The sequence below is a fragment of the Mesorhizobium sp. WSM4822 genome (assembly GCF_055811155.1).
The window spans coordinates 416,276-442,968 of sequence record NZ_JBVVQM010000002.1; the positions used below are offsets into that span (position 1 = coordinate 416,276).

General features: G+C 62.9%; 27 protein-coding genes. 8 read left to right on the top strand and 19 right to left on the bottom strand.

All coding sequences use genetic code 11. The features are described 5' to 3' along the window. Positions 1-3: 3 nt before the first annotated feature. The 8 genes from AC0L3E_RS06825 to AC0L3E_RS06860 form a co-directional block, all read right to left on the bottom strand. A complete protein-coding gene (locus AC0L3E_RS06825; protein ID WP_127329421.1) occupies positions 4-1,053 on the bottom strand; it encodes a Gfo/Idh/MocA family protein in 1,050 nt (349 codons plus the stop codon). Between the two features lie 48 nt (positions 1,054-1,101). Continuing rightward, the gene (locus tag AC0L3E_RS06830) at positions 1,102-1,887 is read right to left on the bottom strand and encodes a ThuA domain-containing protein (RefSeq protein WP_473604499.1); all 786 of its coding nucleotides are present in this window, start codon (positions 1,885-1,887) and stop codon (positions 1,102-1,104) included. A gap of 78 nt (positions 1,888-1,965) precedes the next feature. Next, positions 1,966-2,196, bottom strand: coding sequence for a hypothetical protein (locus tag AC0L3E_RS06835; RefSeq protein ID WP_127398121.1), 231 nt, complete (start codon positions 2,194-2,196; stop codon positions 1,966-1,968). A gap of 59 nt (positions 2,197-2,255) precedes the next feature. Beyond that, positions 2,256-2,840, bottom strand: coding sequence for a sarcosine oxidase subunit gamma (locus tag AC0L3E_RS06840; RefSeq protein ID WP_473604500.1), 585 nt, complete (start codon positions 2,838-2,840; stop codon positions 2,256-2,258). Then, positions 2,833-5,826 (bottom strand): sarcosine oxidase subunit alpha, encoded by a 2,994-nt coding sequence (locus AC0L3E_RS06845; RefSeq protein ID WP_473604501.1) that lies wholly within the window; start codon positions 5,824-5,826, stop codon positions 2,833-2,835. Before AC0L3E_RS06845 ends, AC0L3E_RS06840 begins: the two co-directional genes overlap by 8 nt. Continuing rightward, positions 5,823-6,119, bottom strand: coding sequence for a sarcosine oxidase subunit delta (locus AC0L3E_RS06850; protein WP_015315781.1), 297 nt, complete (start codon positions 6,117-6,119; stop codon positions 5,823-5,825). The genes AC0L3E_RS06845 and AC0L3E_RS06850 overlap by 4 nt, the downstream gene beginning before the upstream one ends. A gap of 11 nt (positions 6,120-6,130) precedes the next feature. Beyond that, on the bottom strand, positions 6,131-6,571 hold the full coding sequence (locus tag AC0L3E_RS06855) for a hypothetical protein (protein ID WP_127270055.1): 441 nt from the start codon (positions 6,569-6,571) through the stop codon (positions 6,131-6,133). Continuing rightward, positions 6,571-7,824: a sarcosine oxidase subunit beta gene (locus tag AC0L3E_RS06860; RefSeq protein ID WP_127321970.1), complete on the bottom strand. Its 1,254-nt coding sequence runs from the start codon at positions 7,822-7,824 to the stop codon at positions 6,571-6,573. Before AC0L3E_RS06860 ends, AC0L3E_RS06855 begins: the two co-directional genes overlap by 1 nt. Before the next feature lie 260 nt (positions 7,825-8,084). Here AC0L3E_RS06860 and AC0L3E_RS06865 point away from each other — a divergent pair, with 260 nt between their 5' ends. The 7 genes from AC0L3E_RS06865 (at position 8,085) to AC0L3E_RS06895 (ending at position 13,699) form a co-directional block, all read left to right on the top strand. Beyond that, a complete protein-coding gene (locus AC0L3E_RS06865; protein WP_128307207.1) occupies positions 8,085-8,843 on the top strand; it encodes an SDR family oxidoreductase in 759 nt (252 codons plus the stop codon). A 108-nt stretch (positions 8,844-8,951) separates the two neighbouring features. Further along, positions 8,952-9,338: an SET domain-containing protein gene (locus AC0L3E_RS06870; protein ID WP_127395264.1), complete on the top strand. Its 387-nt coding sequence runs from the start codon at positions 8,952-8,954 to the stop codon at positions 9,336-9,338. A 201-nt stretch (positions 9,339-9,539) separates the two neighbouring features. Beyond that, entirely contained in the window at positions 9,540-9,818 is a 279-nt protein-coding gene (rpsU, locus tag AC0L3E_RS06875; RefSeq protein ID WP_023810129.1) for a 30S ribosomal protein S21, read from the top strand. A gap of 138 nt (positions 9,819-9,956) precedes the next feature. After that, positions 9,957-10,799, top strand: a complete 843-nt coding sequence (locus AC0L3E_RS06880) for a tetratricopeptide repeat protein (RefSeq protein WP_023810130.1) — start codon at positions 9,957-9,959, stop codon at positions 10,797-10,799. Positions 10,800-11,001: 202 nt separating this feature from the next. After that, on the top strand, positions 11,002-11,478 hold the full coding sequence (locus tag AC0L3E_RS06885; protein WP_127290636.1) for a DUF992 domain-containing protein: 477 nt from the start codon (positions 11,002-11,004) through the stop codon (positions 11,476-11,478). Between the two features lie 93 nt (positions 11,479-11,571). After that, complete coding sequence (locus AC0L3E_RS06890; protein ID WP_023810132.1) at positions 11,572-12,051, top strand: DUF992 domain-containing protein; 480 nt, start codon at positions 11,572-11,574, stop codon at positions 12,049-12,051. Between the two features lie 211 nt (positions 12,052-12,262). Then, positions 12,263-13,699, top strand: a complete 1,437-nt coding sequence (locus AC0L3E_RS06895; protein WP_127409006.1) for an MFS transporter — start codon at positions 12,263-12,265, stop codon at positions 13,697-13,699. Between the two features lie 95 nt (positions 13,700-13,794). Here the strand turns inward: AC0L3E_RS06895 and AC0L3E_RS06900 are convergent, their stop codons facing one another. From AC0L3E_RS06900 to AC0L3E_RS06910, 3 genes are all read right to left on the bottom strand, one after another. Continuing rightward, positions 13,795-14,832: a GlxA family transcriptional regulator gene (locus AC0L3E_RS06900; RefSeq protein WP_473604502.1), complete on the bottom strand. Its 1,038-nt coding sequence runs from the start codon at positions 14,830-14,832 to the stop codon at positions 13,795-13,797. A 160-nt stretch (positions 14,833-14,992) separates the two neighbouring features. Then, the gene (locus AC0L3E_RS06905; protein WP_473604503.1) at positions 14,993-15,706 is read right to left on the bottom strand and encodes a haloacid dehalogenase type II; all 714 of its coding nucleotides are present in this window, start codon (positions 15,704-15,706) and stop codon (positions 14,993-14,995) included. A gap of 38 nt (positions 15,707-15,744) precedes the next feature. Beyond that, complete coding sequence (locus AC0L3E_RS06910; RefSeq protein ID WP_473604504.1) at positions 15,745-16,506, bottom strand: class II aldolase/adducin family protein; 762 nt, start codon at positions 16,504-16,506, stop codon at positions 15,745-15,747. A gap of 129 nt (positions 16,507-16,635) precedes the next feature. Between AC0L3E_RS06910 and AC0L3E_RS06915 the strand changes: the two genes are divergently transcribed. Then, entirely contained in the window at positions 16,636-17,529 is an 894-nt protein-coding gene (locus tag AC0L3E_RS06915; RefSeq protein ID WP_473604505.1) for a LysR substrate-binding domain-containing protein, read from the top strand. Between the two features lie 34 nt (positions 17,530-17,563). Here AC0L3E_RS06915 and AC0L3E_RS06920 read toward each other — a convergent pair whose 3' ends face one another. The 8 genes from AC0L3E_RS06920 to AC0L3E_RS06955 all read right to left on the bottom strand — a co-directional run bounded on the left by AC0L3E_RS06920 (position 17,564) and on the right by AC0L3E_RS06955 (position 26,499). Next, positions 17,564-18,256 (bottom strand): response regulator transcription factor, encoded by a 693-nt coding sequence (locus AC0L3E_RS06920; protein ID WP_473604506.1) that lies wholly within the window; start codon positions 18,254-18,256, stop codon positions 17,564-17,566. Then, complete coding sequence (locus AC0L3E_RS06925; RefSeq protein ID WP_473604507.1) at positions 18,253-20,988, bottom strand: DUF4118 domain-containing protein; 2,736 nt, start codon at positions 20,986-20,988, stop codon at positions 18,253-18,255. Before AC0L3E_RS06925 ends, AC0L3E_RS06920 begins: the two co-directional genes overlap by 4 nt. A 57-nt stretch (positions 20,989-21,045) precedes the next feature. Further along, complete coding sequence (gene kdpC / locus AC0L3E_RS06930) at positions 21,046-21,609, bottom strand: potassium-transporting ATPase subunit KdpC (RefSeq protein ID WP_473604508.1); 564 nt, start codon at positions 21,607-21,609, stop codon at positions 21,046-21,048. 12 nt (positions 21,610-21,621) lie between these two features. Further along, the gene (kdpB, locus tag AC0L3E_RS06935; RefSeq protein WP_473604509.1) at positions 21,622-23,715 is read right to left on the bottom strand and encodes a potassium-transporting ATPase subunit KdpB; all 2,094 of its coding nucleotides are present in this window, start codon (positions 23,713-23,715) and stop codon (positions 21,622-21,624) included. Next, positions 23,712-23,909: a hypothetical protein gene (locus AC0L3E_RS06940; protein ID WP_473604510.1), complete on the bottom strand. Its 198-nt coding sequence runs from the start codon at positions 23,907-23,909 to the stop codon at positions 23,712-23,714. The genes kdpB and AC0L3E_RS06940 overlap by 4 nt, the downstream gene beginning before the upstream one ends. 25 nt (positions 23,910-23,934) lie before the next feature. Next, entirely contained in the window at positions 23,935-25,638 is a 1,704-nt protein-coding gene (kdpA, locus tag AC0L3E_RS06945) for a potassium-transporting ATPase subunit KdpA (RefSeq protein WP_127273222.1), read from the bottom strand. A 20-nt stretch (positions 25,639-25,658) separates the two neighbouring features. Next, positions 25,659-25,748 carry a K(+)-transporting ATPase subunit F gene (locus AC0L3E_RS06950; protein WP_032808122.1) on the bottom strand — a complete coding sequence of 30 codons (90 nt, stop codon included), beginning with the start codon at positions 25,746-25,748 and terminating at the stop codon, positions 25,659-25,661. 448 nt (positions 25,749-26,196) lie between these two features. Further along, on the bottom strand, positions 26,197-26,499 hold the full coding sequence (locus AC0L3E_RS06955; protein ID WP_473604511.1) for a DUF982 domain-containing protein: 303 nt from the start codon (positions 26,497-26,499) through the stop codon (positions 26,197-26,199). Positions 26,500-26,693 lie beyond the last annotated feature (194 nt).

Sequence of the window (26,693 nt, forward strand, 5' to 3'; positions counted from 1 at the left end):
GCTTCAGCCGACCGAAACCGGCAGCTTCGCCGCTGAACTCTCGAAGGCCGCGTCGATCAGCTTTTGCATGTCCGCGGCACGCCGGAACGACGGATCGCCATTCCGGCCTGTATCCAGCGCATCGGCAAAGCGTCGCGCATTGCGCTTGACACTGGGCAGCGCCAAGATCTGCCAGCGCTGAAGATCGACATCGCCGCCGAGACAGGCCGACAGGTTCGATGCCTTGCCGTCGGTTTCGACCCTGATGGCGCCCTTGGTGCCGTGCAGGGCCAGCGACAGATCGTTGGCGTGGCCGGTCATGTAGCGGCTCGCCACGATCGTAGCGAGCGCACCGGAACTGAGCCGCGCCGTCATTGCCACGCTGTCATTGGCGTCCAGCACATAGTCGCCGATGCGCTCGCCCTCGGCCTTCGGAAACGTCACCAGATCGGCATGCAGGCTGACGATATCCTGGCCGGCGCCATAGGTGGCGAAGTCCAGGATATGGATGCCGACATCGCCCAGCACACCGGTCGAACCGTGCCGGCTCGACAAGCGCCAGAGCCATTTGTCCTCGACCCGCCAGTCGCCCCACGACTGGCTGACCAGCCAGCTTTGCCGGTAGCTTGCCTCGACATGGCGCAACACGCCGATCTCGCCGGCCAGCACCATGCGCCGCGCTTCATGGATCGCCGGTGAGTTGCGATAGGTCAGGTTGACCATGTTGACCACCCCTGCAGCCTCGGCCGCTTCGGTCATATCAAGCGCGTCGGCGTGGTTCGGCGCCAGCGGCTTTTCGCAAAACACATGCTTTCCCTGGGCAAGCAGCGCCAGCGTCGTTGCCATATGCGCACCATCCGGCGTCGCGTTGATGGCGGCATCGAACTGACCCCAGGCGATCGCCGCCTCCAGGCTCTCGAAAGATTCGCCGATCTTGCTGACGGCGGCAAACGCCGCCGCACGGCCAGGCACCTGATCGACGCAAGCGACGATGCTGCAGCCGGGAATCCCGGCAAACTCCTCGACATGATGTCCGGCGATGCCGCCGGTGCCGAGCAGAAGAATTCGATGCATCAGTTCAGGCCCCCAGCCACCTCACACCCCAATCAGCTCAGGCCCGAATCAACTCAGGCCCTTGTCGCCGTCGACATGCAGGCGCAGCCCCTTCTGCACGATCTTCTCCTTGGCCGCATCCGTCGGCACGTTCGGCGCATTGGTGATGCCGGACCATGCCGGCGCCGGGTTGTGCGCCCAGTGCACGGCGTTGCGCAGCACCTGCTGCACGCCCTCATTGTGATAGATCGGATAGGTCTCGTGACCGGGCGAGAAGTAGAAGATCCGTCCCGCGCCGCGCTGGTAGGTCAGCCCGGACCGGAACACCTCGCCACCCTCATACCAGGAGACGAACACCGTCTCCAGCGGCTCCGGCACGGCGAACGGCTCGCCATACATTTCGGTCTCGCCGATCTCCAGGCACTCGCCGATGCCTTGCGCGATCGGGTGGCCGCGGTTGATCGCCCAGACGCGCTCGCGCTCGCCCGCCTCGCGCCATTTCAGCGAACAGGGCGTGCCCATCAGCCGCTTGAATATCTTCGAGTAGTGGCCGGAATGGAGCACGATCAGGCCCATCCCTTCCCACACCCGCTTCTGCACCCGCTCGACGATCTCGTCCTTGACCTCGCCATGCGCCGCATGGCCCCACCACAAAAGCACGTCGGCGGCCGCCAGGCGCTTTTCGCTCAGGCCGTGCTCGGGCTCCTGCAAGGTTGCGGTGGTCGCCTCGATACCGTTGTCCTGGTTGAGGGCGGCGGCGATGGTGCCATGCATGCCCAAGGGATAGAGGTCGCGCACGGCTTCATTGGTCTGCTCGTGGACATTCTCGCCCCAAACGATCGCTTTTGTCGGCATTTTCATCTCCCAAAGCGCTTTAAATAGCATGTCAAAAGGGATTGAGAAGGTCCCGATGCCGCCTGGCCCGATGGAATACTACGTCTTGCGCTTCTTGCGCCCCGGCACGGTCTTGGCCTTGCCCGGTTTCGCCGGTGCGCCGGGGATGGCGGTTCCGGTAATGGATATCGGATCACTGGCCGGGAACGTGTCTTCGAGGCCTTCCTCGAGTTCCTCTTCGGCGCTCGGGGCTTCATGTCGCTCATGTTCGAGCGAGCGAACGGCCGATGTCTTTATGACCGGCGACTTCGGTGCGGAATTCGACGGCATCGGCATTCTCCCTCGGCGTGCGGATGCAGAACGAGCGTGCCCTGCAAAACGTTCCGAGTTCAGACCGCCGCGTCGCGCGATCCCTCGGACAGGAAAGTAAAGACATAGTCCGAGAAGGAACGCCAGCATTCGACCCGGAAGGCATCGGCGGCTGTGCGCAGCAGCACGATCTCGGTCTTGCCCAGGATGGTGCGCGACGCTGCGCCCACCGGGAAGGCGTCGAGCGACAGGTCCTGCGGGCAGCCAGCATTGATCGTCGCCGCTGCCCCAGTGCCCGTCACCGATATCGCGATGTTGCGATGCGAGACGCCGACCGCCGAATGCAGCGCGGATACTTTGGCGCAATCGGCGAGCGGATCGTTGCCGGCCTCATCGATCACAAGCCATTCGTCGGGACCGAGCCACAAGACGGTGCGCCCGCCCTTCGCGGCAGAGGTTTTCGGCTTGTTCGGCAAGGTCACGCCGAGCGCCTTCGAAAGCGCTGCGGCCGAAGCCTCCGGCGCACGCAGTGAAACGCGCTCGGCCGACGACAGCACCTCGACCTTGACGGCGGCGGCAGTGGTGCTGCGCCCAGCCAGCGCCGGACGGCGTTCGACCGAAGGCGATGCGGCCGGAGCCGTCTTCCTTGCAGCGGCCTTAGCCATTGAGGCGCCCTCCCGTGTCGTCGAAGAATACCATGCCGGTAACCTCCACTTCGATCACCCCATTCGGCATCGGCACATAGAGGGTCTCGCCCATCCGGTCGCGGCCGCCGGCGACCAGCGCCAATGCGATCGAGCGGCCGCAATTTTCCGACCAATAGCTCGAGCTGACATGGCCGATCATCTTCATCGGGATCGCCTGCTTCGGATCCTCGACGACCTGCGCGCCTTCTTCCAGCACCACTTTGGGGTCCCTGGTCTTGAGGCCGACCAGCTGCTTGCGGCCCTTGGCGACCAGATCCGGCCGCGTCAGGCCGCGGATGCCGACGAAATCGGTCTTCTTCTTGCCGACCGCCCAGTCGAGCCCGGCGTCGTTCGGCGTTACCGTGCCATCCGTGTCCTGGCCGACGATGATGTAGCCTTTTTCGGCGCGCAGCACGTGCATCGCCTCGGTGCCGTAGGCGGCCGCACCATGCTTCTGGCCCTCGGCCCACAGGGCTTCCCAGACCGCCTGGCCATAGTCGGCCGGCACATTGACCTCGAAGCCGCGCTCGCCGGTGAACGACATGCGAAACAACCGCGTCGGCACGCCGCAGATCTTGCCTTCACGCACCGACATATGCGGCAGCGCCTCGTCGGACATGTCGATGCCTTCGACCAGTGGCGCGATGATGTCGCGCGACTTGGGCCCCTGCACGGCGATAACAGCCCACTGCTCGGTGATCGAGGTCAGCCAGACATTGAGATGCGGGAACTCGGTCTGGAGATAATCCTCCATGTGGTTCATGACGCGCGGCGCGCCGCCGGTCGTCGTCGTCACGTGGAAACGGTCGGGGGCCAGCCTGCCGACGACGCCGTCGTCATAGATGAAGCCGTCCTCGCGCAGCATGATGCCGTAGCGGCAGCGGCCGGGTTCCAGCTTCTCCCATGGGTTGGTGTAGAGCAGTTCCATGAACTTGGCCGCATCCGGCCCAACCACCTCGATCTTGCCCAGCGTAGAGGCATCGAACAGGCCCGCCGTCTTGCGCACCGCGACGCATTCGCGGTCGACCGCGGCATGCATGTCCTCGCCCGCCTTGGGGAAATACCAGGCGCGCTTCCACTGGCCGACATCCTCGAACACGGCACCTTGCGCCTCGGCCCAGGGATGGATCGCGGTTCTGCGCGTCGGGTCGAACAGCGGACCGCGCGCATGGCTGACAATCGCGCCGAAGGTGACCGGCGTATAGGGCGCACGGAACGTGGTCAGGCCGACCTCCGGGATCGGCTTTCCCAGCGTCTCGGCGGCAATCGCCAGGCCGTGCATGTTGGAGGTCTTGCCCTGGTCGGTCGCCATGCCGTTGGTGGTGAAGCGCTTGACGTGCTCGATCGAGCGCATGCCTTCGTGCACCGCCTGGCGGATATCCTTGGCGGTGACGTCGTTCTGGAAATCGACAAACGCCTTCACAGTCGTGTCCGGCCCGGCGCCAGGCGCCGCGCCCAACATACCGCGCGACCAGCTCTCCGACGCATCGACCTTCGGCTTACTGCTCTTGGCGGCTTTGGCGCCGGCATCTTTCGCCGCCTTGGCGCCCGCCGCATAGGCCTCGTCCACCGTCGCCGACAGCCCGTCGGTGCCGTTGCAGGCGCCCACCGAGACGCAGTCCTGCGCATAGGTGCCCGGCACGAAGCGCTTGGTCTCGTCGTTGAAGGCGACCTTTCCGCGCGACTGCGAGAACAGATGCACCGACGGCGTCCAGCCGGCCGACATCAGGATCGCATCGACCGCGATGGTGCGTTCGCCGCCGCCATTCTTCGGCTGCACGGTCATCGACGACACCCTGAGCTTACCGCCAGCGCGGATCACCGCGCGGCCGAAATTGATCTCGATGCCGAGCGCCCTCGCCTCGTCGATCACCGGTCCGGTCGGATTTTCGCGCAGATCGACGATCGCCGCCACGTTGACGCCGGCCTTCTTCAGGTCGATCGCCGCCGCGTAAGCAGAATCATTGGCGGTGTAGACGCCGACATTCCTGCCGACCGCGACGCCATAGTGGTTGAGATAGGTGCGCGCGGCACCCGCCAGCATGATGCCCGGCCGGTCATTGTCGGCAAACACCATGTGGCGCTCGATCGCGCCCGAGGCCAGCACCACGCGCTTGGCCCGGACCTGCCACAGCCGCTCGCGCGCCAGATCGTGGCCGGGGGTCCTCAGATGCTCGCTGACACGCTCGACCAGCCCCACAAAATTCTGCGCATAGTAGCCGAACGCCGTCGTTCGCGACAGCACGCGGACATTGTCCATTGCGGCGAGCTTCGCCACGGCAGCTTGCGCCCAGGCAAAACCGTCCTGGCCGTCGATTTTCGCGCCGCTCTCGAAACGCAGGCTGCCGCCGAACTCGGCCTGCTCGTCGGCGAGGATGACGCGCACGCCGGTCTCAGCCGCCGCAAGCGCTGCCGCGATGCCTGCCGCACCGCCGCCGAGCACCAGCACGTCGCAATGCGCGTAGCGCGATGAATAATGGTCGGGGTCCGGCTGGTCCGGGGAAACGCCAAGACCGGCCGCGGCGCGGATCTTTGGCTCGTAGAGCCTCTTCCACGCCGCTTTCGGCCACATGAAGGTCTTGTAGTAGAAGCCGGCCGAAAGCAGCGGTGAGGCGATATCGCTGACCGCACCGAGGTCGAAGGACAGTGACGGCCAGCGGTTCTGCGACTGCGCGTCAAGCCCGTCATAGAGCTCCTGCACGGTCGCCCGCACGTTCGGCGTCTTGCGTGCCGCGTCGCGCCTGATTTCGACCAGGGCGTTCGGCTCCTCGGCGCCCGCCGACAGGATGCCGCGCGGACGGTGGTACTTGAACGAACGGCCGACGAGATGGACGCCATTGGCGAGCAGCGCCGAGGCCAGCGTGTCGCCCTCGATGCCGGCATAGGACTGGCCATCGAAGCTGAACCGCGCGGTCTTGGCTTGGCTGAAGCGGCCAGCGCCGGGAATGCGGAACGCGCCGCTCATTTGGCAACTCCCGGGAGCTTCGACGGCTTCGGCTCGCCGGCCTTGTAGGTCATGACGAATTTGTCGGTGACGGTGTCGCGTACGGCATTGAAGAAGCGCGCACAGCCATGCATGTGCCGCCAGCGCTCATAAATGATGCCCTTGGGGTTGGAGCGGATGAAGAAGAATTTTTCGAAATCGTCGTCGCTCTCGCCTGATATGTTGGCCGAGCGCGCGATATGCGCCTCGCCGGCGTTGCGGAACTCGAGTTCCGGACGCTCTTCCTCGCAATAGGGGCAGCGGATGAGAAGCATTTGGTTCGTTCCTACAATTCGCCGTGGCCGACGCGGGCGCCCGCCGGTTGATCGCAAAGCTTCTGTCCCAGGGTCGCGAACGGTGCGACGAGCCGGATGCGCTCTTCCACGCTTGCAGCGGGACGAAACAGATCGCGGGACGCCATGTTGCCGAGGGTGAGCTGCATCGGATCGGTTGTGACGATGACTTGACGCGGCTGGAATGTCTCGTCTTCTTCGAGCCCTTCGGGTCGTCCCTCGAAGAACATCACCACCCTCTGGCCGCCGCTCCAGACGCAGGCCAACGTGCCGTCATCGACCGAAAACGGCCAGCCGGCTTCGTTGCCGGCACGGCTGATCGGCTGCGTGCGCACTTCATCCGGCGAGGGAAAATGGAACATGCCCCGTTCTCCCGCCAGCACTTGCTCCCCCGCCAGCATCAGCGGCATCGCGACAGCCATCTCAGCCATCATCAGTGCGCCACCGCCGCCGCCGCCGCCTCGTCGATGAGCCGTCCGGTGCGGAAGCGTTCGATGGTGAAGGGCGCGTTGATCGGATGCGGATCGTCTTTGGCGATGGTGTGGGCAAAGACATGGCCCGAACCCGGCGTTGCCTTGAAGCCGCCCGTGCCCCAGCCGCAATTGACATAGAGGCCCGGCACCGGCGTCTTGGCCAGGATCGGCGAGCGGTCGGGCGTGACGTCGACGATGCCGCCCCACGAGCGCAGCATCTTCATGCGCGTGAAGATCGGGAACATCTCGCAGATGGCGTCGAGCGTATGTTGCAATATGTGCAAGCCGCCGGTCTGCGAATAGGAGACATACTGGTCGGTGCCGGCGCCGATCACCAGCTCGCCCTTGTCGGACTGCGAGATATAGGCGTGCACCGTGTTCGACATCACCACGCAGGGCACCACCGGCTTGACCGGTTCCGACACCAGCGCCTGCAGCGGATAACTTTCCAGCGGCATGCGCACGCCTGCCATGTTCATGATGACGGAGGAATGGCCGGCGGCAACGACGCCGACCTTCTTGGCGCCGATGAAGCCGCGCGTCGTGTCGACGCCCATCACCGCGCCATTGGCCGCCCGCTTGACCCCGGTGACCTCGCAATTCTGGATGATGTGGACGCCGCGCGCCGAGGCGCCGCGCGCATAGCCCCAGGCAACGGCATCATGACGGGCCGTGCCGCCGCGCCGCTGCAGCGACGCACCGACCACCGGATAGCGCGCATCCTTGGAGGTGTTGAGCGGTGGGCAGAATTCCTTCGCCTGCTCCGGCGTCAGCCATTCATTGTCGATGCCGTTCAGCCGGTTGGCGTGCACGTGGCGCTTCAGCACCTGGACGTCGTGCACATTGTGCGCGAGCATCATGACGCCGCGCGCCGAATACATGACGTTGTAGTTGAGTTCCTGGCTGAGCCCATCCCACAGCTTCAGCGCATGGTCGTAGATGCCGGCGCTCTCGTCATAGAGATAGTTGGAACGGATGATGGTGGTGTTGCGGCCGGTGTTGCCGCCGCCGAGCCAGCCCTTTTCCAGCACCGCGACATTGGTGATGCCGTGCACGGTGGCGAGGTAATAGGCGGTGGCCAGGCCATGGCCGCCGGCGCCGACGATGATGACGTCGTATTCTTTCCTGGGCTCAGGCGAGGACCACTGTTCCTCCCAGCCCTTGTGACCGCGCATGGCTTCACGGGCGATGGCGAATACCGAATATTTCTTCAACGTCCCAACCTCGCCCCAAAAAGGCTTCGCGAATGGCGGCCGGCGTTCATTCGGTCCCGGCGCGCGAGGTGTATCACTAGCGAAACAGCGCTTCCACCCTTGCGCTGTTTGCGACGGCGCTTGCCGTTTTGCGCCGTGGCGGAAAAGACGCATCCGGCGCTTCCACACATTGGCAGGTATCGGGTGGCTCGTGCTTGCCCCATCTGCGACCAAGCATCTCGGATCGCCGCTAAAGCCGACGCGAAGAAAAGGATGCAAAAATGTTCGCACTCGCCAACAAGATCGCCATCGTCACCGGCGCCAGTTCCGGCATCGGCCGGGCCTCGGCAAAACTCTTTGCCGAGGAAGGCGCCAAGGTCATCGTCGCCGCCCGCCGCCAGGCCGAGCTCGATGCGCTTGTCGCCGAGATAGAAGACAATGATGGCGCGGCCATCGCGCTTGCCGGCGATGTCAGGGACGAAGCCTATGCAAAGGCCCTTGTCGATCTGACGGTCGAAAAGTTCGGTGGGCTCGACATCGCCTTCAACAATGCCCGCGCCGTCGGCCGGATGGGGCCGATTTCGGACCTGCCGCTGGAAGGCTGGCGCGAGACGCTCGACACCAATCTCACCAGCGCGTTTCTCGGCGCCAAATACCAGGTGCCGGCAATGGTCGAGCGTGGCGGTGGTTCGCTGATCTTCACCTCCACCTTCGTCGGCCACACAGTCGGCATGCCAGGCATGACCAGCTATGCCGCGAGCAAGGCCGGGCTGATCGGGCTGACCCAGGTGCTGGCCGCCGAATACGGCCCGAAAGGTGTGCGGGTCAACGCGCTGCTGCCCGGCGGCACGGACACGCCGGCGGCAACCTTCAAGACTCCGGAATCGCGGACCTTCGTCGAAGGCCTGCATGCTTTGAAGCGTATCGCTATGCCGGAGGAGATCGCCCACTCGGCACTCTATCTCGCCTCCGACGCCTCGAGCTTCACCACCGGAGCGGCTCTGTTTGCCGATGGCGGCGTGTCGATCAATCGGACGTGAAGATTCCAGCGGCGGGATGCATGTTCATAGCCGCCAGGCAAACAGCCGCTCTTGATTTTTCGCCGCGATTTGGCGATTCCGTTCCTGTCTAAAAGCGGGTCTGGAACCATGATGCTGATCAGAACCTATGTGACTGCGAGCGCGATCGAAGGCGTCGGCGTGTTCGCCGCGGAGCCGATCGGGAAAGGCGCTTCGATCTGGCGGCTCGATCCGGATTTCGACCGGCTGATCCCCATGGACAAATACGAGACGGCACCCCCGCATCTTAGGGAACTGCTCGACCGCTATGCCTATCCGAGCCCGGACCGGCCGGGTTTCATGGTTTATGAAGTCGACAATGGCCGCTTCATGAACCATTCCAGCAATCCGAATACGGATTTTTCGCAATATGGCGGAGCCACCGCGACCCGCGACATCGCCGTGGGCGAGGAGATCACCTGCGACTACGGCGAGTTCTTCGAGGATTTCGAGCTGCTGCACCTCGCGACGGCCTAGTCGGCTCCTTATCTCATGGGCAAGTGGCACACTTGTCCCAGGGCAAACAGACGGCGGCTGGCCCCGCAAATTCATTTCCACTGTGGACAGCGCGGCATGATTCTGCTATCAGCCGCCCCAATTCGTGGTGTAAACCGCTGCGGAGGCTAGTGGCTATGGCCGCTTGCCTGTTGATATCAAACCCGAAAGACAGGATTGCCCGTGCAGGTACTCGTCCGCGACAATAACGTTGATCAGGCGCTTCGCGCTCTCAAGAAGAAGATGCAGCGCGAAGGCATTTTCCGCGAAATGAAGATGCGCGGTCACTACGAGAAGCCGTCCGAGAAGCGCGCCCGTGAAAAGGCTGAAGCTGTCCGCCGCGCCCGCAAGCTGGCCCGCAAGCGCGCCCAGCGCGAAGGCCTGCTGCCGATGACGCCGCGCCCGGTCGCTGCTGGCGCCGCCGGCGGTGCAGGTGGCGCTCCGCGTCCGCCGCGGTTCTAACGCCAATTTTTCGTCCTTTTCGAAGGATATCAGAGGTGGCGCGATGTAGAATCGCCGCCACCTTTTTGTTTTGATGTGACCGGTCCGGAGGGGGAGCCGGACCTGAACGACGCGGCTTGAAGTGAGGACAGGGCAGACATGAACGCAACAAGCGTGGAGCGCGGGACCGCATTGCGTGGTTTCGCCCTGACAGCGGCCCTGCTCTCCGGACTGGCGCTTGCCGGCTGCCAAACGGCGGGCCCGACCGGTGAATTCAACAACATCGACAAGGCGCAAGGGTCGAGCGAGAACATTTCCTCGCTGTCGGCGGTCATCCAGCGCAATCCCCAGGATCCCGAAGGCTACAATGTGCGCGGCTCGGCCTATGGCCGTGGCGGTCAGTACCAGGCGGCGCTCAAGGATTTCAATCAAGCCATCCAGCTCAACCCGAATTTCTTCCAGGCCTATTCGAACCGCGCGCTCATCCAGCGCTTCCTCGGCAATCAGGAAGCCGCGCTCGCGGACTACAACCGTTCGATCCAGATCAACTCGAACTATGACGCCGCCTATATCGGCCGCGGCAATCTCTACCGCAAGGCGGGTCGCACCCAGGACGCCTTCAACGACTTCCAGAAGGCAATCCAGCTCGATACGACCGACGCGCGCGCCTACCACAATCGAGGCCTGATCTATCAGAGCCAGGGCCAGCACAAATTCGCCATCGAGGACTTCTCGACCGCCATCTCGCTGGCGCCGGACGCCGCCGAGCCCTACAACGGCCGCGGCCTCTCCTATCTGGCGACCAACGACGAGGACAACGCCTTTTCCGATTTCAACATGGCGATCAAGCTCGACGGCAGGAATGCCGAGGCCTGGTCCAACCAGGCGCTGATCTATGAGCGGCGCGGCGACAAGGCGAAGGCCGCGAAATCCTATAAGGAAGCCGTTCGCCTCGACCCTACCTACCAGCCGGCCAAGGATGGCCTCGCCCGCGTCAGCTGATCTCGGTTTCGGCTTCCCATACAAATCCGCGTGACATCCAAGTGCCGCGGAATCCTTTGCGTGTCCTAAAGGACGCACTTCGCAACCGGGCATTAACCCCGGCAGGAGGCTTTCGGCCCCTGCCTTGATCGCGCCAAGTTTTCAGCGGAACGGTCTACCCACCCAAGCCGTTGTTGAAAGTATTTTGCGAAAGGACCCTCCCATGATCAAGAAACTCGCCTGCGCCGCTGCCCTCGCCACGACGATGTTCGCGGTGGCTCCGGCCAGCGCCGGCAAGCTGCAACTCGGCACGCTCGATTGCACCATCGACGGCGGCACCGCTTATATCGTCGCTTCCAACAAGGGCGTGTCCTGTGTCTTCCGGCCTCATCATCACGGGCCGTCCGAGATTTACACAGGCGTCATCTCCAAGATCGGCCTCGATGTCGGCCAGACGCATCAGGGCCAGCTCGTCTGGGCCGTGCTGGCCGCGACCCGGGATCGTGACGGAGGCGATCTCGCCGGCAGCTACTACGGTGTCAACGCCGAGGCGAGCGTGGTGACCGGCGGCGGCGCCAATCTGCTGGTTGGCGGCCTGGACAGCGCCGTCATGCTGGAGCCGCTCAGCGTCCAAGCGCAGACCGGCGTCAACCTTGCCGTGGCTGTGACCTCGCTCCAGCTGATCCACTCATTCAAGTGATTGCATGGAGCCGTGCGCTCCATGACCCCTCACCCCGCGGCGCGGAACCAGATAGGATGGTTTCGCGCCGTTTGATTTGGGGGGGGAACCATCATGCTGAAGACAGCCATAGCTGCCGCCATGTTCACCACGCTATCCGGAGCGGTGCAGGCGCAGGACCGAGGCATGGAAGTCGGTACGCTTGACTGCGCCATAGGCGGCGGCACCGGCTTCATCTTCGGCTCGAGCAAGGATCTGAGCTGCACCTTCAACCCCGCCGACAAAAGCTTCGCGCCGGAAGCCTATTTCGGTGCCGTCAACAAATACGGCCTCGACATCGGCACGACGAAGCAGACGGTCATGCAATGGATCGTGCTGACGCCGCTGAAGAACATCTATGCGCCGGGTGCGCTGGCCGGCGACTATATCGGCGCCAGCGCGGAGGTGACGGCCGCCGTCGGCGCCGGCGCCAATCTGCTGGTCGGCGGCTCCTCTCAGGCCTTCACCTTGCAGCCGCTCAGCTTGCAGACGCAGACCGGCATGAACCTCGCGATCGGCGTCAGCCAATTCCAGCTGCGCAGCACCGAGAATTGATCGCGCAACGAAGCCCGCCAACCGAAGGGGCATCCGCGCGAACGGCCCTCAAAAAACCGCTTGAGCTCAACCCCGGTTGAGGTTTTACAAGCCTGCCCCGAGCGCAACAACGCCTCGATCCAGCGCTGTCGATTCGCATGGTCCTGCCGGAAACCCGTACTGGCTTCTGGCGTCCTGCGCTGGCGTCGAGATATGCAAGACGGGGGTGGAAATGACCGAGATCAGCACGAACAGGGTCGACTGGCGCGTATTGTGGGCAAGCGGCGACCTGGCGCGCTTCTGCTTCATCAGCCTCGGCATTCTGCTGCACGCCACCAACGAAACGATGGTGGCAACGGTGATGCCGGCCATGGTCGGCGAACTGGCGGGCGTACAGCTCGTCGGTTGGTCGCTGGCGATCTACGAACTCGGCGCCATCGTTGCCGGCGCGGCCGCCGGACGACTGGTGAGTTATGTCCCCTTGCGCACCAACATGGTGGTCGCCGCGCTCCTCTACGCAACAGGCGCGCTGATATGCGCCACCTCGCCTTCCATGCAACTGTTCCTCGCCGGCCGCCTGATCGAAGGACTTGGCGGCGGTGCGCTGGTGTCGCTGGCCTTCGTCTCGGTCGAACGACTGTTCTCGCGCGCCATCTGGCCGCAGCTTTTCGGCATCATGTCGGCGATCTGGGGCGTCGCCGCCTTCAGCGGACCATTGCTAGGCGCGATCATGACCGAGCTTTTGTCATGGCGCTGGGCCTTCGGCATCTTCACACTCGGCGGCGCCGCCATGGCGCTGGCAAGCTTCCTCGTGCTCGACACGCCGCAGGCGACGAAACCCAAGACGAGCACGGGCAAGGCACCGCCCTTCCCGTTCGCGGCCCTTGGCTGCCTTGCCGTCGCCGTGGTGCTGATCGCCTCGGCCGGCGTCGACATCGCCTTGCTGCGCTCTTCGCTGCTGATGGCCCTCGGACTCATCGGCCTGGTGCTGTTCTTCACCATCGACGCGCTGAAGCCGCGTTCGCGGCTGTTCCCGGCGCGGCTGTTCTCATGGCGCACGCCGGTCGGCGCCGGCATGACCATGGTTGCCGCCTTTTCGGTGGCGACCTGTTCCTTCGGCGTCTACGGACCGCTGTTGCTGACCAGCCTTCACGACATTCCGCTGTTGACGACCGGCTACATCATCGCCGCCGAATCGATAGCCTGGTCGATCCTCTCGATCCTGGTCGCCAACGCGCCGCCGCAGCGCGAGCGGCTGATCATCGTCGGCGGCGCGGTGATGATCGCGGCCGGCATCGCCGGCTTTGCGTATGCGATACCCCTGGGCTCCATCCCGCTGATCCTGATGTGTGCCCTGTTGCAGGGCGGCGGCTTCGGCATCGCCTGGCCGTTCCTGACGCGCGTCATCGTCGCCTCCGCCCCGGAGGGTGAGCAGACCATCGCCTCGGCGGCGGTGCCGACCATGCAGCGCATCGGCTATGCCGTGGGCGCCGCCCTGGCCGGCATCGTCGCCAACGCCAGCGGCTTTTCGCAAGGTCTGAACCACGACGCGGCGGCGAATGTCGCCTCCTGGCTGTTTCTTGCCTTCGTGCCGCTCGGCATTGTCGGCTGCCTGGCGGCCTTGCGGGTTTCCAGACCGCTTGGCCAGCCACGGGAAGCTATCGGCTAAAAACAACTCCAGTACCTCAGCTAGGAAGAGGCAGGCGTCAGGTGGACATGCCTCCGCAAGCCCTACCAAGAATTTGGCGGATGCAATCGGGGGTTTCAGCTGGCAAGTATCATTCTGTCATTTTGCGGGATCATGCTCGGCCGGAAAGAACTAATTCGGCCGATGCGTGTCTTCTGCGGTGTGCGACCATACGCCACTCGGTATACCTTCGAAAAATGCGACGCCGATACGAACCCACAGGCGATAGCGATATCAACAATCGGCAATTTCGTCTGGATAAGGAGTCCATCGGCATGCTCAAGCCTCAAACTCATGTAGTACCTAGCCGGCGAACAGCCGAATTCATACCGGAACAATCGCTCTAGCTGCCGGCGCGAGAGACGAGTAGCGGCAGCCAAAGTACCCATTGGAATCGGATCCGCGAGATATTCTTCCATCTTCCGCACCACATGCAGAACAACCTCGTTACATGGCCCTAGCCGCTTTGACAGAGGCAACCGCTGCCGGGCGGCTGCTCCCCGAACCCGATCGGCGACGAGATGTTGACATACCCGCGCAAAGACATCCTCCCCAAAGTCTCGGCTGACGATGCTGGCCATCATGTCTATGGAAGAGGCGCCTCCCGCCGAGGTATAAATGTCTCCATCAATCTCGTAGATGCCCAGACTGACGCTAACCCGGGCGTTATGTTCGACGAACGCAGGAAAATTCTGCCAATGAATAACGCATCTGCGGCCTTCGAGGAGGCCTGCCGTTGCCAGTACCTGAGCGCCGGAGGACAGCGCAGCGAGAACAACGCCGCGATGACTGCATTCTCGCAGCCACGCGTCCACTGCACGATCGCGATACCTGTCCACATTAGGACCAGAGCAGACAATCACCTTGTCTGGGCGCTTACCGCCAACCAGGTAGGACCTCTCGCGATGAATTGAATTGACCGTCTGAATATCCAGACCGCAGCTTGCCCTCACGTTACACCCGTCCGCTGAGACAAACCTCCAGTTGTAAGCCTCATAGCCCAATGCCAGGTTCGTAAGGCGAAACGCCTCAATTGCGGCTCCGAACGACAGAATATCGAACTCCGGCACCAGATAGAAAACTACATCTCGCGGTACGGTGTCTAAGTTGGCCACAGTTTCCCCTGGCATTTAAGTCAGTTGGCCTTAGTCCAAGGTCGACATAGATGCCGTGTCGGCAGCATCCGGTGGCCGTTGCGGCGGTAACAGGACTGGCTTGTCGGTCGAACGATGGGCTAGAGCCGGATGGCCAACTCGGAGGACGCGTGCTGCGTGGCTATTGGAGCATGTCGGCGAGTTCGAGCAGGTCCTTCGCTTTGTAGTCCCAGCCGTCCAGTGCTTTCTGGTTACCTGCCTTGGAAGGGTCTTCGGCGTTGGCGCGAGCGATGTAGGCGGTCTTCAATCCGCAACGGCGGGCCGCTTCCAAGTCGTAGTCATGCGCCGCCACCAGCATGGCATGCCCCGGCGGAACCTCAAGGAACTCACAGGCCCGCAGGTAGACTTGCGGCATGGGCTTGTAAGCTTGAGACATATCGGCGCCGATAATAAAATCCCACGGCAGATTGTTGTATTTCGATACGTTCACCAGAAGCCGGGCGTGTCCGTCGGACAACGGCGCGATGATGAAATGCGACTTCAAGCGAGAAAGACCCTCGGCCAAGTCCGGCCAGGCCTTCAGGCGATGCCACGACAGATTGAGGTATTCAAGTTCCTCCGATGGGAATGACGCAGGGGCCAAACCGAATTCTTCGAGGCTGACAACGAGATTTTCTCTGTTTACCTGATCGAGCAAAACGAATGATCGCTTGCCGGTCCGAATTGGATCGACTGAAGCGTCGTAGCGTCCGACCCATGCATCGGCAAAACCAGCAGCGTCCACATGGCCGAGGTTGTGGCGTTTCAGAAACTCTCCGACCTCGGTCGTGATGCTGCCACGCCAGTCGACCATCGTGCCCAGGACGTCAAAGAACAGGACTTCAATATTACGCACGTTTTCTCCTTGTGCAGATCATGCAGGGATTCTTGGGGCTAGTCGCGATAAGAGGAGTCGGTTTGGTCCAACTGCCGCTTCAGATAGTCGAAGTGTGCGAATGCCTGATCATTGTAGGGAAGCCAGCCATCGGCCGTCTTCTGTGCGAGTTCATCGGACATGACGTTAAGCGGCTGGCCAGTTGAGTATGCGAGCACAAGGATCTTGGCCGCGCGCTCCATGAAATAGAGGTCTTCAAACGCCTCGGCGACCGTTCGTCCCGTGACGGTCACACCATGGTTGCCCATGATGATGACTCTCTTGCTGCCCAAAGCAGCCGCCAAGCGCTGCCCTTCGGCAGCATCGTCAGCCATGCCGCCGAACCCAAGATCGATACCGAACTGGCCAAAGAAACGAGCCGTGTTTTGGTCGATGGGCTTGATGCCGGGGTCTTTGAGACCGGCCAGCGCCGTCGTGTATGGGGGATGGCAATGCAGCATGACCCGGACTTCCGGCCGCCTGCCGTGCACGGAGCCGTGGATCGTCCACGCGGAGGGATCTGGGGCGTCAGGCCGAGCCATCACCCCGCTGTCGTCCGCATTCAGAACCAAGAGATCGCTCGCCCGAATCTCCCTGAAGTGCCGCCAGCGAGGGTTCATGAGGAATTTCTTCCCGTCGGCGGAAAGTGCGGCACTGAAATGATTTCCCACCGATTCATGCCAATCGAACTGGGCTGACAGGCGAAAAGCTGCAGCAAGATCGACCCGAAGCGACCGTGTTTCGTCCGCAGTCAGCTCGGAGGGACGGGGATGGGCGTTCATGAACTCTCTCTCTCTGGCTGAGGTGTGCTTATATTGTGGGCGCGGATCGGCCGTCTCTGGTTGCAACAATTGCGCTATCCGACTAGGTTTGGAAGAGCTGAAAGTCTAATCCGGCATAAGCAAGAGGTTATGGTATTGCGTCGACATCTCCCTCCCCTTCGGCTTCTGTCGGCGTTTGAAGCCGTGGTACGTGCAGGCGGCGTCCAGAGCGCGGCGGCCGAGTTGAATGTCACGCAGCCCGCCGTCAGCCAGGCACTTCGGAATCTCGAGGACCACATCGGCACGAAGCTGCTCGATCGACGGATGCGTCCTGCGGCGTTGACAGACGCAGGCCGGGTTCTGCTTCACGCAGTTTCGGACGGAATGGACCGGATCGAGAGCGCGATCGGAAAGATTAGAGCCTTGGAGCGAATGGAACAAAACGTCGTTACCATCGCTTGCACTGTCTGTACCGGCACATATTGGCTGATGCCACGCTTGGCGACGTTCTACACTCGGCACCCTGACATTGTCGTACGGGTCGTACCAACATCCGGCACCCCGCGGTTTACGCCCGAAGCCGACCTGGTGATTCGTTATGGGGCGGGTAACTGGCTTGACGGCACATGCGAAGCTCTTTTCGATGAGCGCCTGGTTCCCGTCTGCAGCCCAAAGGCTGTTGAATGTGTCGGCTCTGGAAATTTCGCCGAAGCGACCCTCCTCCACGTTGAAACCGACGAGGAATTTTCACCCGGCTGGGACGACTATTTCGATGCGACCGGTCTACCGCACGACCGGCAAGGCGATCTCTCGTTCGGCAACCACGTTCAAGCAACCCAGGCCGCGCTGGCGGGGATGGGAGTGATGCTCGGATGGATTGCCAATACCGGTGACCTTGTCAGGGAGGAGCGGTTGGTGATCTTCCGCAATCAACCCATCATCCCTGGCGGCGCCTACTACCTGATGAGCCCCTTGCAGGGTCCGAGCAAGCCGGCATCCGAGCTGCTGGCGTCTCACCTGCGGACTTGCGTGGCCGTCTCTTAGATACGTCTGCATAATTTTGGGGCGGATGAGCTGCTCACTCAACCTCGCGCAGGCGGTAGCCGACGCCCGTCTCGGTGGTGATGTAGCGCGGCTGGTCGGGGCTCTTCTCGATCTTCTGCCTGAGCTGCCGGACATAGACCCTGAGATACTGCACATCGGTCGAATCGCCCCAGACCTGCTTCAGCAGGAAATGGTGTGTCAGCACCTTGCCGGCGTGCTGCACCAGCATGCGCAGGATGTCGTATTCCTTCGGCGACAGCTTTACCTCCTTGCCCTCTACCTTGACGATGCGCTTGACCAGGTCGACGCTGAGATCGCCGCTCTGGAAAATCGGCTTCTCGCCCTGTTGCTGGAACTTGTGGCGGAGCGCCACGCGAATGCGCGCCACCAGCTCGTTCATGCCGAAAGGTTTGGTGACATAGTCGTCGGCGCCGAATTCCAGGGCCTGGACGATGCCGGCCTCGTCGGTTCGGCTGGACAGGATGACCACTGGAATGTCGAGACCATCGTCGCGCCATTTGCGCAGCAACTCATGACCGCTCATGCCGGGCAGCCCAAGGTCGAGCAGGACGAGGTCCGGCTTCTCCGCCTCCATCAGCTCGATCGCCACCTTCGCGTTCGGCGCCTCGCTGACCGCATAACCTTGACTGCCGAGCCCGACGCGCAGCAGCTTGCGGATCGGCGGCTCGTCATCGACGACCAATATCCTGACGTTCGAGTTTGTCATGCCAGGTCACCCACGTCGTGGTCGTCGGTATTCGAAGCGTCGAAATTGGGCGGATTTGCCGGCCTGGGCATTTTGATGGTGAACACCGCGCCCGAACCGTCGGTCCGGTTTGCCGCCATGATGGTGCCACCCATCGCTTCGACGAAGCCGCGGCAGATCGACAGGCCGAGCCCCGTACCGGCGCGGATCTGGTCCCCCTTGCGCACTCGATAGAACGTGTCGAAAATTCGTTCCAGATCGCCGGGAGGAATGCCTGGCCCTTCATCCATGATTTGCAGCAGGACGGAGCCATTGTCGGTCCAACCCTGCATGCGAATCGTCGAGCTTGCCGGGGCATATTTCGCCGCATTGTCGAGAAGATTGAACAACGCTTGCTCGAACAGCACCGGGTCGACCTTCAACATCGGCAAATCCCTGGGGATGTCGGTCTCGATCTTGTGCTCGCCAATGATTTTCCTGGCCCTTTGCAAGGCGGAGCCGACGATGTCGCCGACATAGTGAAAGGCGTAGTTCGGCTCCATCGCGCCGGACTCGATCTTGGTCATGTCGAGCAGATTGGCGATGAAGCGGTTCAACCGCTCGGATTCGTCGAGCACCGTCGACAGCAGTTCGGCCCGGTCCGGTTCGGGAAGCGCTGCTGAAAAATCCCGCAGCGTGCCGGCCGCGCCCATGATGGCAGCGAGCGGCGTTTTCAGATCATGGGAAATGGAGGTGAGCAGCGCCGAGCGCAGCCTGTCCGCCTCGGCCGCGAGCTTGGCACGGTCGACGTCGGCAACCAATTGAATACGTTCGATGGCGACCGCCGCCTGGTCGGCCAGTGCGTCAAGCAGCCGCTGCTGCTCGGGCGTCAGCAGCGGACCCTGCTTGTCGTTGTCGAGGCCGACGACCCCGATGGCCGTGCGCCCCGTCCGCAAGGGCAAATAGAGGCGCTTGGCGCCCGGAAGCGTGTCGGCGCCGCGACCCGCCGCACGATTGTGCTCCCAGGCCCAGCGGGCGGCGGCGATGTCGGCCTCGGCCAGCGTGTCGTCGGGCGGATAGCCGGCCTTGACGGTGATGGTCCCGTCTTCCGGCAAAAGCAGCACCACCCGCAGCTTCAGCATCGAGGCGATCTGGAAGGCCGTGGCCCAAAGGACGTCGTCGAGCGTGCCGGCGCCGGCGAGCTTCTTTGAAAAGAGGTAGATGTCTTCCGTGGCCCGCGCCCGCGAGCGGGCGGCGACCGCCTGGCGCTGCACGCGCGCCGTCAGATTGCTGGCGATGACCGCAACGACGAGAAAGACGCCAAGCGCGACGATGCTCTCCGGATCCCGGATCGTCAGCGTATAACGAGGCTCCAGGAAGAAATAATTGAAAGCAAGGGCGCTGGCGAAACAAGCGTACAGAGCCGGCCACAGACCGCCGGTTACCGCCGATGCCAGTACGCCGATGAGAAGAATGATCGCCAGGTTGCGAACGTCGAGAAACTGGTCGAGAACGACGGCGAAGGCGAGCGAACCGATGACAAAGGCCGTGGCCTTGAGATAGGGCCAGATCTCGAACTGCCACTGCTCGTCCGCCGCCTTGACACTCCTCGACGTCACCTCGGCATTGCGTTCGGTTCCTGAAATGACATGGACGCTGATGTCGCCGGCATTGCGGATGAGATCGTAGGTGAGCGAACCTTCGATCAATTCCCGCCAGCGCGACCGGGTCGGCCTGCCGACCACGATATGGGTGAAATTGTTCGCCGTCGCATGGCGAACAATGTCCTGCGCGATGTTCTGACCGGGAATGGTGGTCACCTCGGCGCCGAGCTGTTCGGCAAGCCGCAGGTTCGTAGCCAGCCGATCCTTGTCCGCTTCGGGCATGCTGGCCGAGCGAGGGCTGTCGACATGCAGCGCCGTCCACGGGGCACGGAGCCGGTCTGCCAGCCTGCGCGCATAGCGAATACGCGCCGCCCCGCCCGGACGCGCGTCGACGCAGACGAGTACCCTTTCCCCCGCGGCCCACGGTCCGGGAATGGCGTGGGCCTGCATATGGATCAGCAACTGGTCGTCGACGCGCTGCGCGGTGCGCCGCAGCGCCAGTTCCCTGAGCGCCGTCAGATTGCCCGGCGAGAAATAGTTCTCGATCGCGCGCTGCGCGGTGTTGGGGAAATAGACCTTGCCTTCCTCGAGCCGCTTGATCAGGTCGTCGGGGGTGAGATCGATGATCTCGACATCGTCGGCCTGGTCTATGATGGAATCGGGGACCGTCTCGCGAACCCTGACCTTGGTGATCTGGGCGACGACGTCGTTCAGGCTTTCGACATGCTGGATGTTGAGCGTCGTGTAGACGTCGATACCGTGCGTCAGGATTTCCTGGACATCGAGATAGCGCTTGGGGTGCCGGCTGCCAGGCGCATTTGTGTGGGCGAGTTCGTCGACGAGAACCAGCGCCGGGCGCCGGGCGAGGATGGCGTCGATATCCATCTCGTCGAGGATGCGCCCCTTGTAGTCGACCTTGCGGCGGGGAATGACCTCATAACCCTCGACCAGGGCCAGTGTCTCCTTGCGCCCATGCGTCTCGACGACACCGATCACCACATCCACGCCGTCGGTCAGCCTGGCGCGGCCCGACATCAGCATCTCGTAGGTCTTGCCTACGCCGGGAGCGGCACCCAGGAATATCCGCAGCCGGCCGCGACCTTCCCGCTCGGCATGGTCAAGCAGTGCGTCGGGAGAAGGTCTGGCGTCGTTGCTTCTGTCGTCCGGCATCGGGATCGATCATGGATGGCGCCGGGGATACTGTCGATCCCCGGCCCGCACCATTCACTATTTCGCGGCGTCCAGCGCAAGGTTGAGACCGAGCACATTGACCACCGGTTCGCCCATGAAGCCAAGCTCCCTGCCCTCGACTTGGGCATCGACAAGCGCCTTGACCTTGGCTTCATCGATCCCCCTGGCCTTGGCCACCCTGGCGGCCTGGAAGTAGGCTGCTTCGGGACTGATATCGGGATCGAGGCCACTGCCGGACGTCGTCACCAGGTCCATCGGGACGGGCTGGTTCGGATTCTCCGCCTTCAGTCTTTCCGCGTCGCCCTTGATGCGGTCGATCAGCTTGGGATTGGTCGGGCCGAGATTGCTGCCGCTCGAGGCGGCGGCGTTGTAGCCGTCGCCGGCGGCCGAGGGGCGGCCATGGAAATACTTGTCGCTGGCAAAGCCCTGGCCGATCAGCTCGGAGCCGATAACCTTGCCATCCTTCTCGATCAGGCTGCCATTGGCCTGGCGCGGGAAGATCGCCTGGGCGATGCCGGTCATGCCCAAGGGATAGATCAGGCCGGTCAGGACCGTGAAGAAGACGATCATGATGATCGCGGGTCTTATCTGTTTGAACATGAGCGTAATTCCTTAAGCAAGGCCAAGCGCGGTGACGATCATGTCGATCGCCTTGATGCCTACGAAAGGCACGATGAGGCCGCCGAGGCCGTAGACGAGAAGATTGCGGCTGAGCAGCGCGCCGGCGCCGATGGCGCGATATTTGACGCCCTTCAGCGACAGCGGGATCAGCGCGATGATGATCAGTGCGTTGAAGATGATGGCCGACAGGATGGCGCTTTGCGGCGTCGCCAGATGCATGACGTTGAGTGCCTGCAGCGGGCCGGTCGTCTGTCCCGGTGCGACGTAGAAGACGGCGAACATCGCCGGAATGATGGCGAAATACTTGGCCACGTCGTTGGCGATCGAGAAGGTCGTCAGCGAACCCCGCGTCATCAAGAGCGCCTTGCCGATCTCGACGATCTCGATGAGCTTGGTCGGATCGCTGTCGAGATCGATCATGTTGCCGGCCTCGCGGGCGGCAACCGTGCCGGTGTTCATGGCGACGCCGACATCGGCTTGTGCAAGGGCGGGTGCATCGTTGGTGCCGTCGCCGCACATGGCCACCAGCTTGCCCTTGGCCTGTTCGTCGCGGATCAGCTTCAGCTTGTCCTCCGGTGTGGCCTGCGCGAGGAAGTCGTCGACGCCGGCTTCCGCGGCGATCGCCGCCGCCGTCATCGGGTTGTCGCCGGTGATCATCACCGTGCGGATGCCCATGCGGCGCAGTTCGGTGAAACGCTCGCTGATGCCGCCCTTGACGATGTCCTTGAGGTGGATGACGCCGAGCAGGCGGCCGTCGCGTTCGACCGCCAGCGGCGTGCCGCCGGACTTGGCGATCTCGTCGGCGATGGACTGGAGATCGCGGATGGATTCGCTGCTTGGGCGCGTGCCATGGGCGGCAGCTGCCGACTGGTTGACATGGGCAAGCACGGAATCGACGGCGCCCTTGCGCACCGATGAACCATCGATGTCGACGCCGCTCATACGGGTCTGCGCTGTGAAGGGCACGAAAGTGGCGTGCAGCGTTGCCATGTCGCGGGCGCGGATGGCGTATTTCTCCTTGGCCAGCACGACGATGGAGCGGCCTTCCGGCGTCTCGTCGGCGAGCGAGGCTAGCTGAGCCGCGTCGGCCAGTTCCTGTTCGGTGACGCCCTTGACCGGGCGAAACTGCGTCGCCTGGCGGTTGCCGAGTGTGATCGTGCCGGTCTTGTCGAGCAGCAGCGTGTCGACGTCGCCTGCGGCTTCCACGGCGCGACCCGACATGGCCAGCACGTTGAATCGCACCAGACGATCCATACCGGCGATGCCGATGGCCGAAAGCAGCGCGCCGATCGTGGTCGGGATCAAGGTGACGAACAGCGCCACCAGAACGGTCACCGAGATATAGCCGCCCGAGTAGGAGGCAAAACTCGGGATCGTCGCGGTGGCCAGCACGAAGATCAGCGTCATGCCGACGAGCAGGATGTTGAGCGCGATCTCGTTCGGCGTCTTCTGGCGCTCGGCACCTTCGACCAGCGAGATCATGCGGTCGAGGAAGGTATGGCCGGAGGCGGCGGTGATGCGGACGCGGACCCAGTCGGACAGCACCTGGGTGCCACCGGTGACCGCCGAACGGTCGCCACCGGATTCGCGGATGACCGGCGCCGATTCGCCTGTTATCGCCGCCTCATTGACCGACGCGACGCCCTCGACCACTTCGCCGTCCGACGGGATGATGTCGCCGGCCTCGACCAGGACGGCATCGCCGACCTTGAGGCTGGTGCCGGGCACGAGTTTGTATTTGGTGCGGTCCTCACCGGTCAAAAGCTTGGCCTGGGTCTCTGTGCGTGCCTTGCGCAGCGAATCCGCCTGCGCCTTGCCGCGGCCTTCTGCGACCGCTTCGGCGAAGTTGGCGAACAGCACGGTGAACCAAAGCCAGATGATGATCTGCAGCGTAAAGCCGAGATTGCCGCCTCCGGTGACCAGGTCCTTCACGAACAGCACCGTGGTGAGCGCCGAGACGACGGCAACGACGAACATCACCGGGTTCCTGGCCAGCGTGCGCGGATCGAGCTTGCGGAAGGCGCCGCCAAGGGCGGGAACCAGGATGCGTGCATCCATGATGCTTGCTGATTTCGAGTTGCTCATTTTGAAGCTCCGGCTTCGGTGTTGTTGGACGGCACCCGATGATTGGATGCCAAAAGGAAATGCGGCGGCCCGTAGGCCAGCAGCCAGAGGACGAGCATGACTGCCGCAAGGCCGAGAAACGTCGACAGGGTCGGGAAAGGAGGAGGTCTCTCCTCCTTTCGGTGATCGTCCCTGTGGCCGACCTTGCGGCGCATGGCATTGAACCAGGACATGACGGTCTCAGAAGGTCTGCCCGTGAGCCATCGCCAGGTGCTCGATGATCGGCCCGACGGCGAGCGCCGGGAAGAAGGTGAGGCCACCGACGATCAGGATGACGCCGACCAGCAGCCCGACGAACAGAGGGCCATCGGTCGGGAAGGTGCCGGCGGAAGCCGGAACCGTTTTCTTCGCCACCAGCGAGCCGGCAATGGCCAGCGCCGGGATGATGACCAGGAAGCGGCCCATCAGCATGCCGATGCCGATCGTGATGTTGTACCAGGGCGTGTTGCCGCTGAGGCCGCCAAAGGCCGAACCGTTGTTGGCCGCCGCCGAAGTGTAGGCATACAGAACCTCGGAGAAGCCGTGCGGGCCGGCATTGCCCATCGACGCCACGCCGGTCGGCAGCACGACGGCGATGGCCGTGAAGATCAGCATCGCCAGCGGCAGGCACAGTATGGCCAGCATAGCCATCTTGACCTCCTTGGCCTCGATCTTCTTGCCCAGATATTCGGGCGTGCGGCCGACCATCAGGCCGGCGACGAAGACGGCGACGACGATGTACATCAGGATGCCGTAGAGACCGGCGCCGACACCGCCGACGATAACTTCGCCAAGCTGCATGTTGATGATCGGGATCATGCCGCCGAGCGCGGTGAAGGAGCCGTGCATGGCGTTGACGGCGCCGCAGGAAGCGGCCGTGGTGATGACGGCAAACAGCGCCGACAGGGCGATGCCGAAGCGGCTCTCCTTGCCCTCCATGTTGCCGCCGTCGATGCCCAGCGCATGCACCAGCGGGTTGCCGGCGGCTTCCGCCCAGTAGCAGATGGCGACACCGGCGATGAACATGACGCCCATGGCCGAGAGGATCGCCCAGCCCTGGCGCTGGTTGCCGATCATGCGGCCGAAGACATTGGTCAAGGCGGCGCCGATGGCGAAGATCGACACCATCTGGATCAGGTTGGAGATCGCGTCGGGGTTCTCGAACGGGTGCGCGGCATTGGCGTTGAAGAAACCGCCGCCATTGGTGCCGAGCATCTTGATGGCCACCTGCGAAGCGACCGGGCCGACGGCGATGGTCTGCTGCGCGCCTTCCAGCGTCGTGGCGTTGACGTAGGCGCCGAGCGTCTGCGGCATGCCGAGCCAGACATAGACCAGCGTCAGCACGATGCAGAACGGCAGCAGCAGATAGAGTGTGGAGCGGGTCATATCGACCCAGAAATTGCCGATCGACTTGCCGGACGCCCGGGCAAAGCCGCGGATCAGCGCAATGGCGATGGCAATGCCGGTGGCCGCCGAAACGAAGTTCTGCACCGTCAGCCCGGCCATCTGCACGAGATAGGACATCGTGCTCTCGCCACCATAGTTCTGCCAGTTGGTGTTGGTCATGAAGCTGGCGGCGGTGTTGAAGGCCAACCCTGGTTCAACCGCTGTCATGCCGGCAGGGTTGTAAGGCAGGCTGCCCTGCAGGCGCTGCAGCGCATAAAGCACCAGGAAGCCGGCGAGGTTGAAGAGCAGCAGGGCGACCGCGTAGGTGGTCCAGTGCTGTTCCTCGCGTTCGCTGGTTCCGCAAATACGATAAAGCCCACGCTCAAGCGGGCGAAGGACCGGCGAAAGCAGCGTGCGGTCGCCGTTGAAGACGCGGTGCATGTAGCCGCCGAGCGGCTTCACCAGCAAAACGACGATCCCGCAATAGACCAGGATCTGTATCCAACCGTTCAGTGTCATGGGTGTGGCTTTCCGTGCCTTCAGAAGCGTTCTGGACGAACGAGGGCGTATGTCAGGTAGGCGAGCAGGAACAGCGTAACGCCGCCACCGAGAATATAGTCGACGATCATTTTTTCAGCCTCGCTCTAGAGCGCGTCACAAGATTTTATGTAGGCGAAACAAAGGGCAAAGAACAAAATTCCGATTCCGATAACGGCCATATCCATTGTGTTTATTCCTTTTGTTCTTTTGTACTTTGCGGATTTGACAAGAGAGTTCGCAATATCTCGAAAGTGTCCCGTCGCATCTTTGGCGACGGAACCGGTTGTATTTTCTGAAAGGAATATGGACCCGATCGCCATAAAGGTTCGAGACGAGGCGCAGTGGAAAGAAATAGGAATTTCATAAAGATTTTTGCGCGGGCTCTTCCCGACACTCCACGCAGGGATTGTCGCCCAAGACACACGGCTACAGGATTGCGATTTCCTTGCGAGCTGCCGGAAACGCGAAAGCCCGGCTGAGGGCCAGCCGGGCTTTCTATGGTGGTGTGGCTTTAGCCGCCACGGAGAACATCAATCTTCAGGCAGCGTAGCCGCCATAGCCACGCGCAACGGCGTGCACGCCCGCCACCGGCTCGAGGTCCGGCCACAGGATGCCGGCGGCTTGCGCGAATTCGAGCAACGCCCGGCGCGCCTGCTCGACGCTCACATAACCTGGAACGGCCAGATCACATGTCTCCACCGCGTTTCGGTAAAGCGGGCCGCGGCGGGAGGTCGTCCAATCGGTGAGGAAATCGTGCATTTCGGCCAGCGAGGCAATCTCGCGCTTGAGGCCGAGGCCGACCGACAGTGCGACCGGTGAATGAAACAGCTTGTCGTGCATGAAGCGGGCTCCTGGTTTTCGCGCGCTTGGAGAGATATCCGGGCGGGTCCGCGAACGGGACGCCGTGAAACGCGCAATGAGGCCGGAGGTTCCAGCTTGGGACTTGGCGATTTTTTTGATTGTGCCTGGTCGGCGAAGTTATCAATTCGCAGCGCAACGATCGCGTGCCGGACGCTCAACGGCTCCGCAGCCCC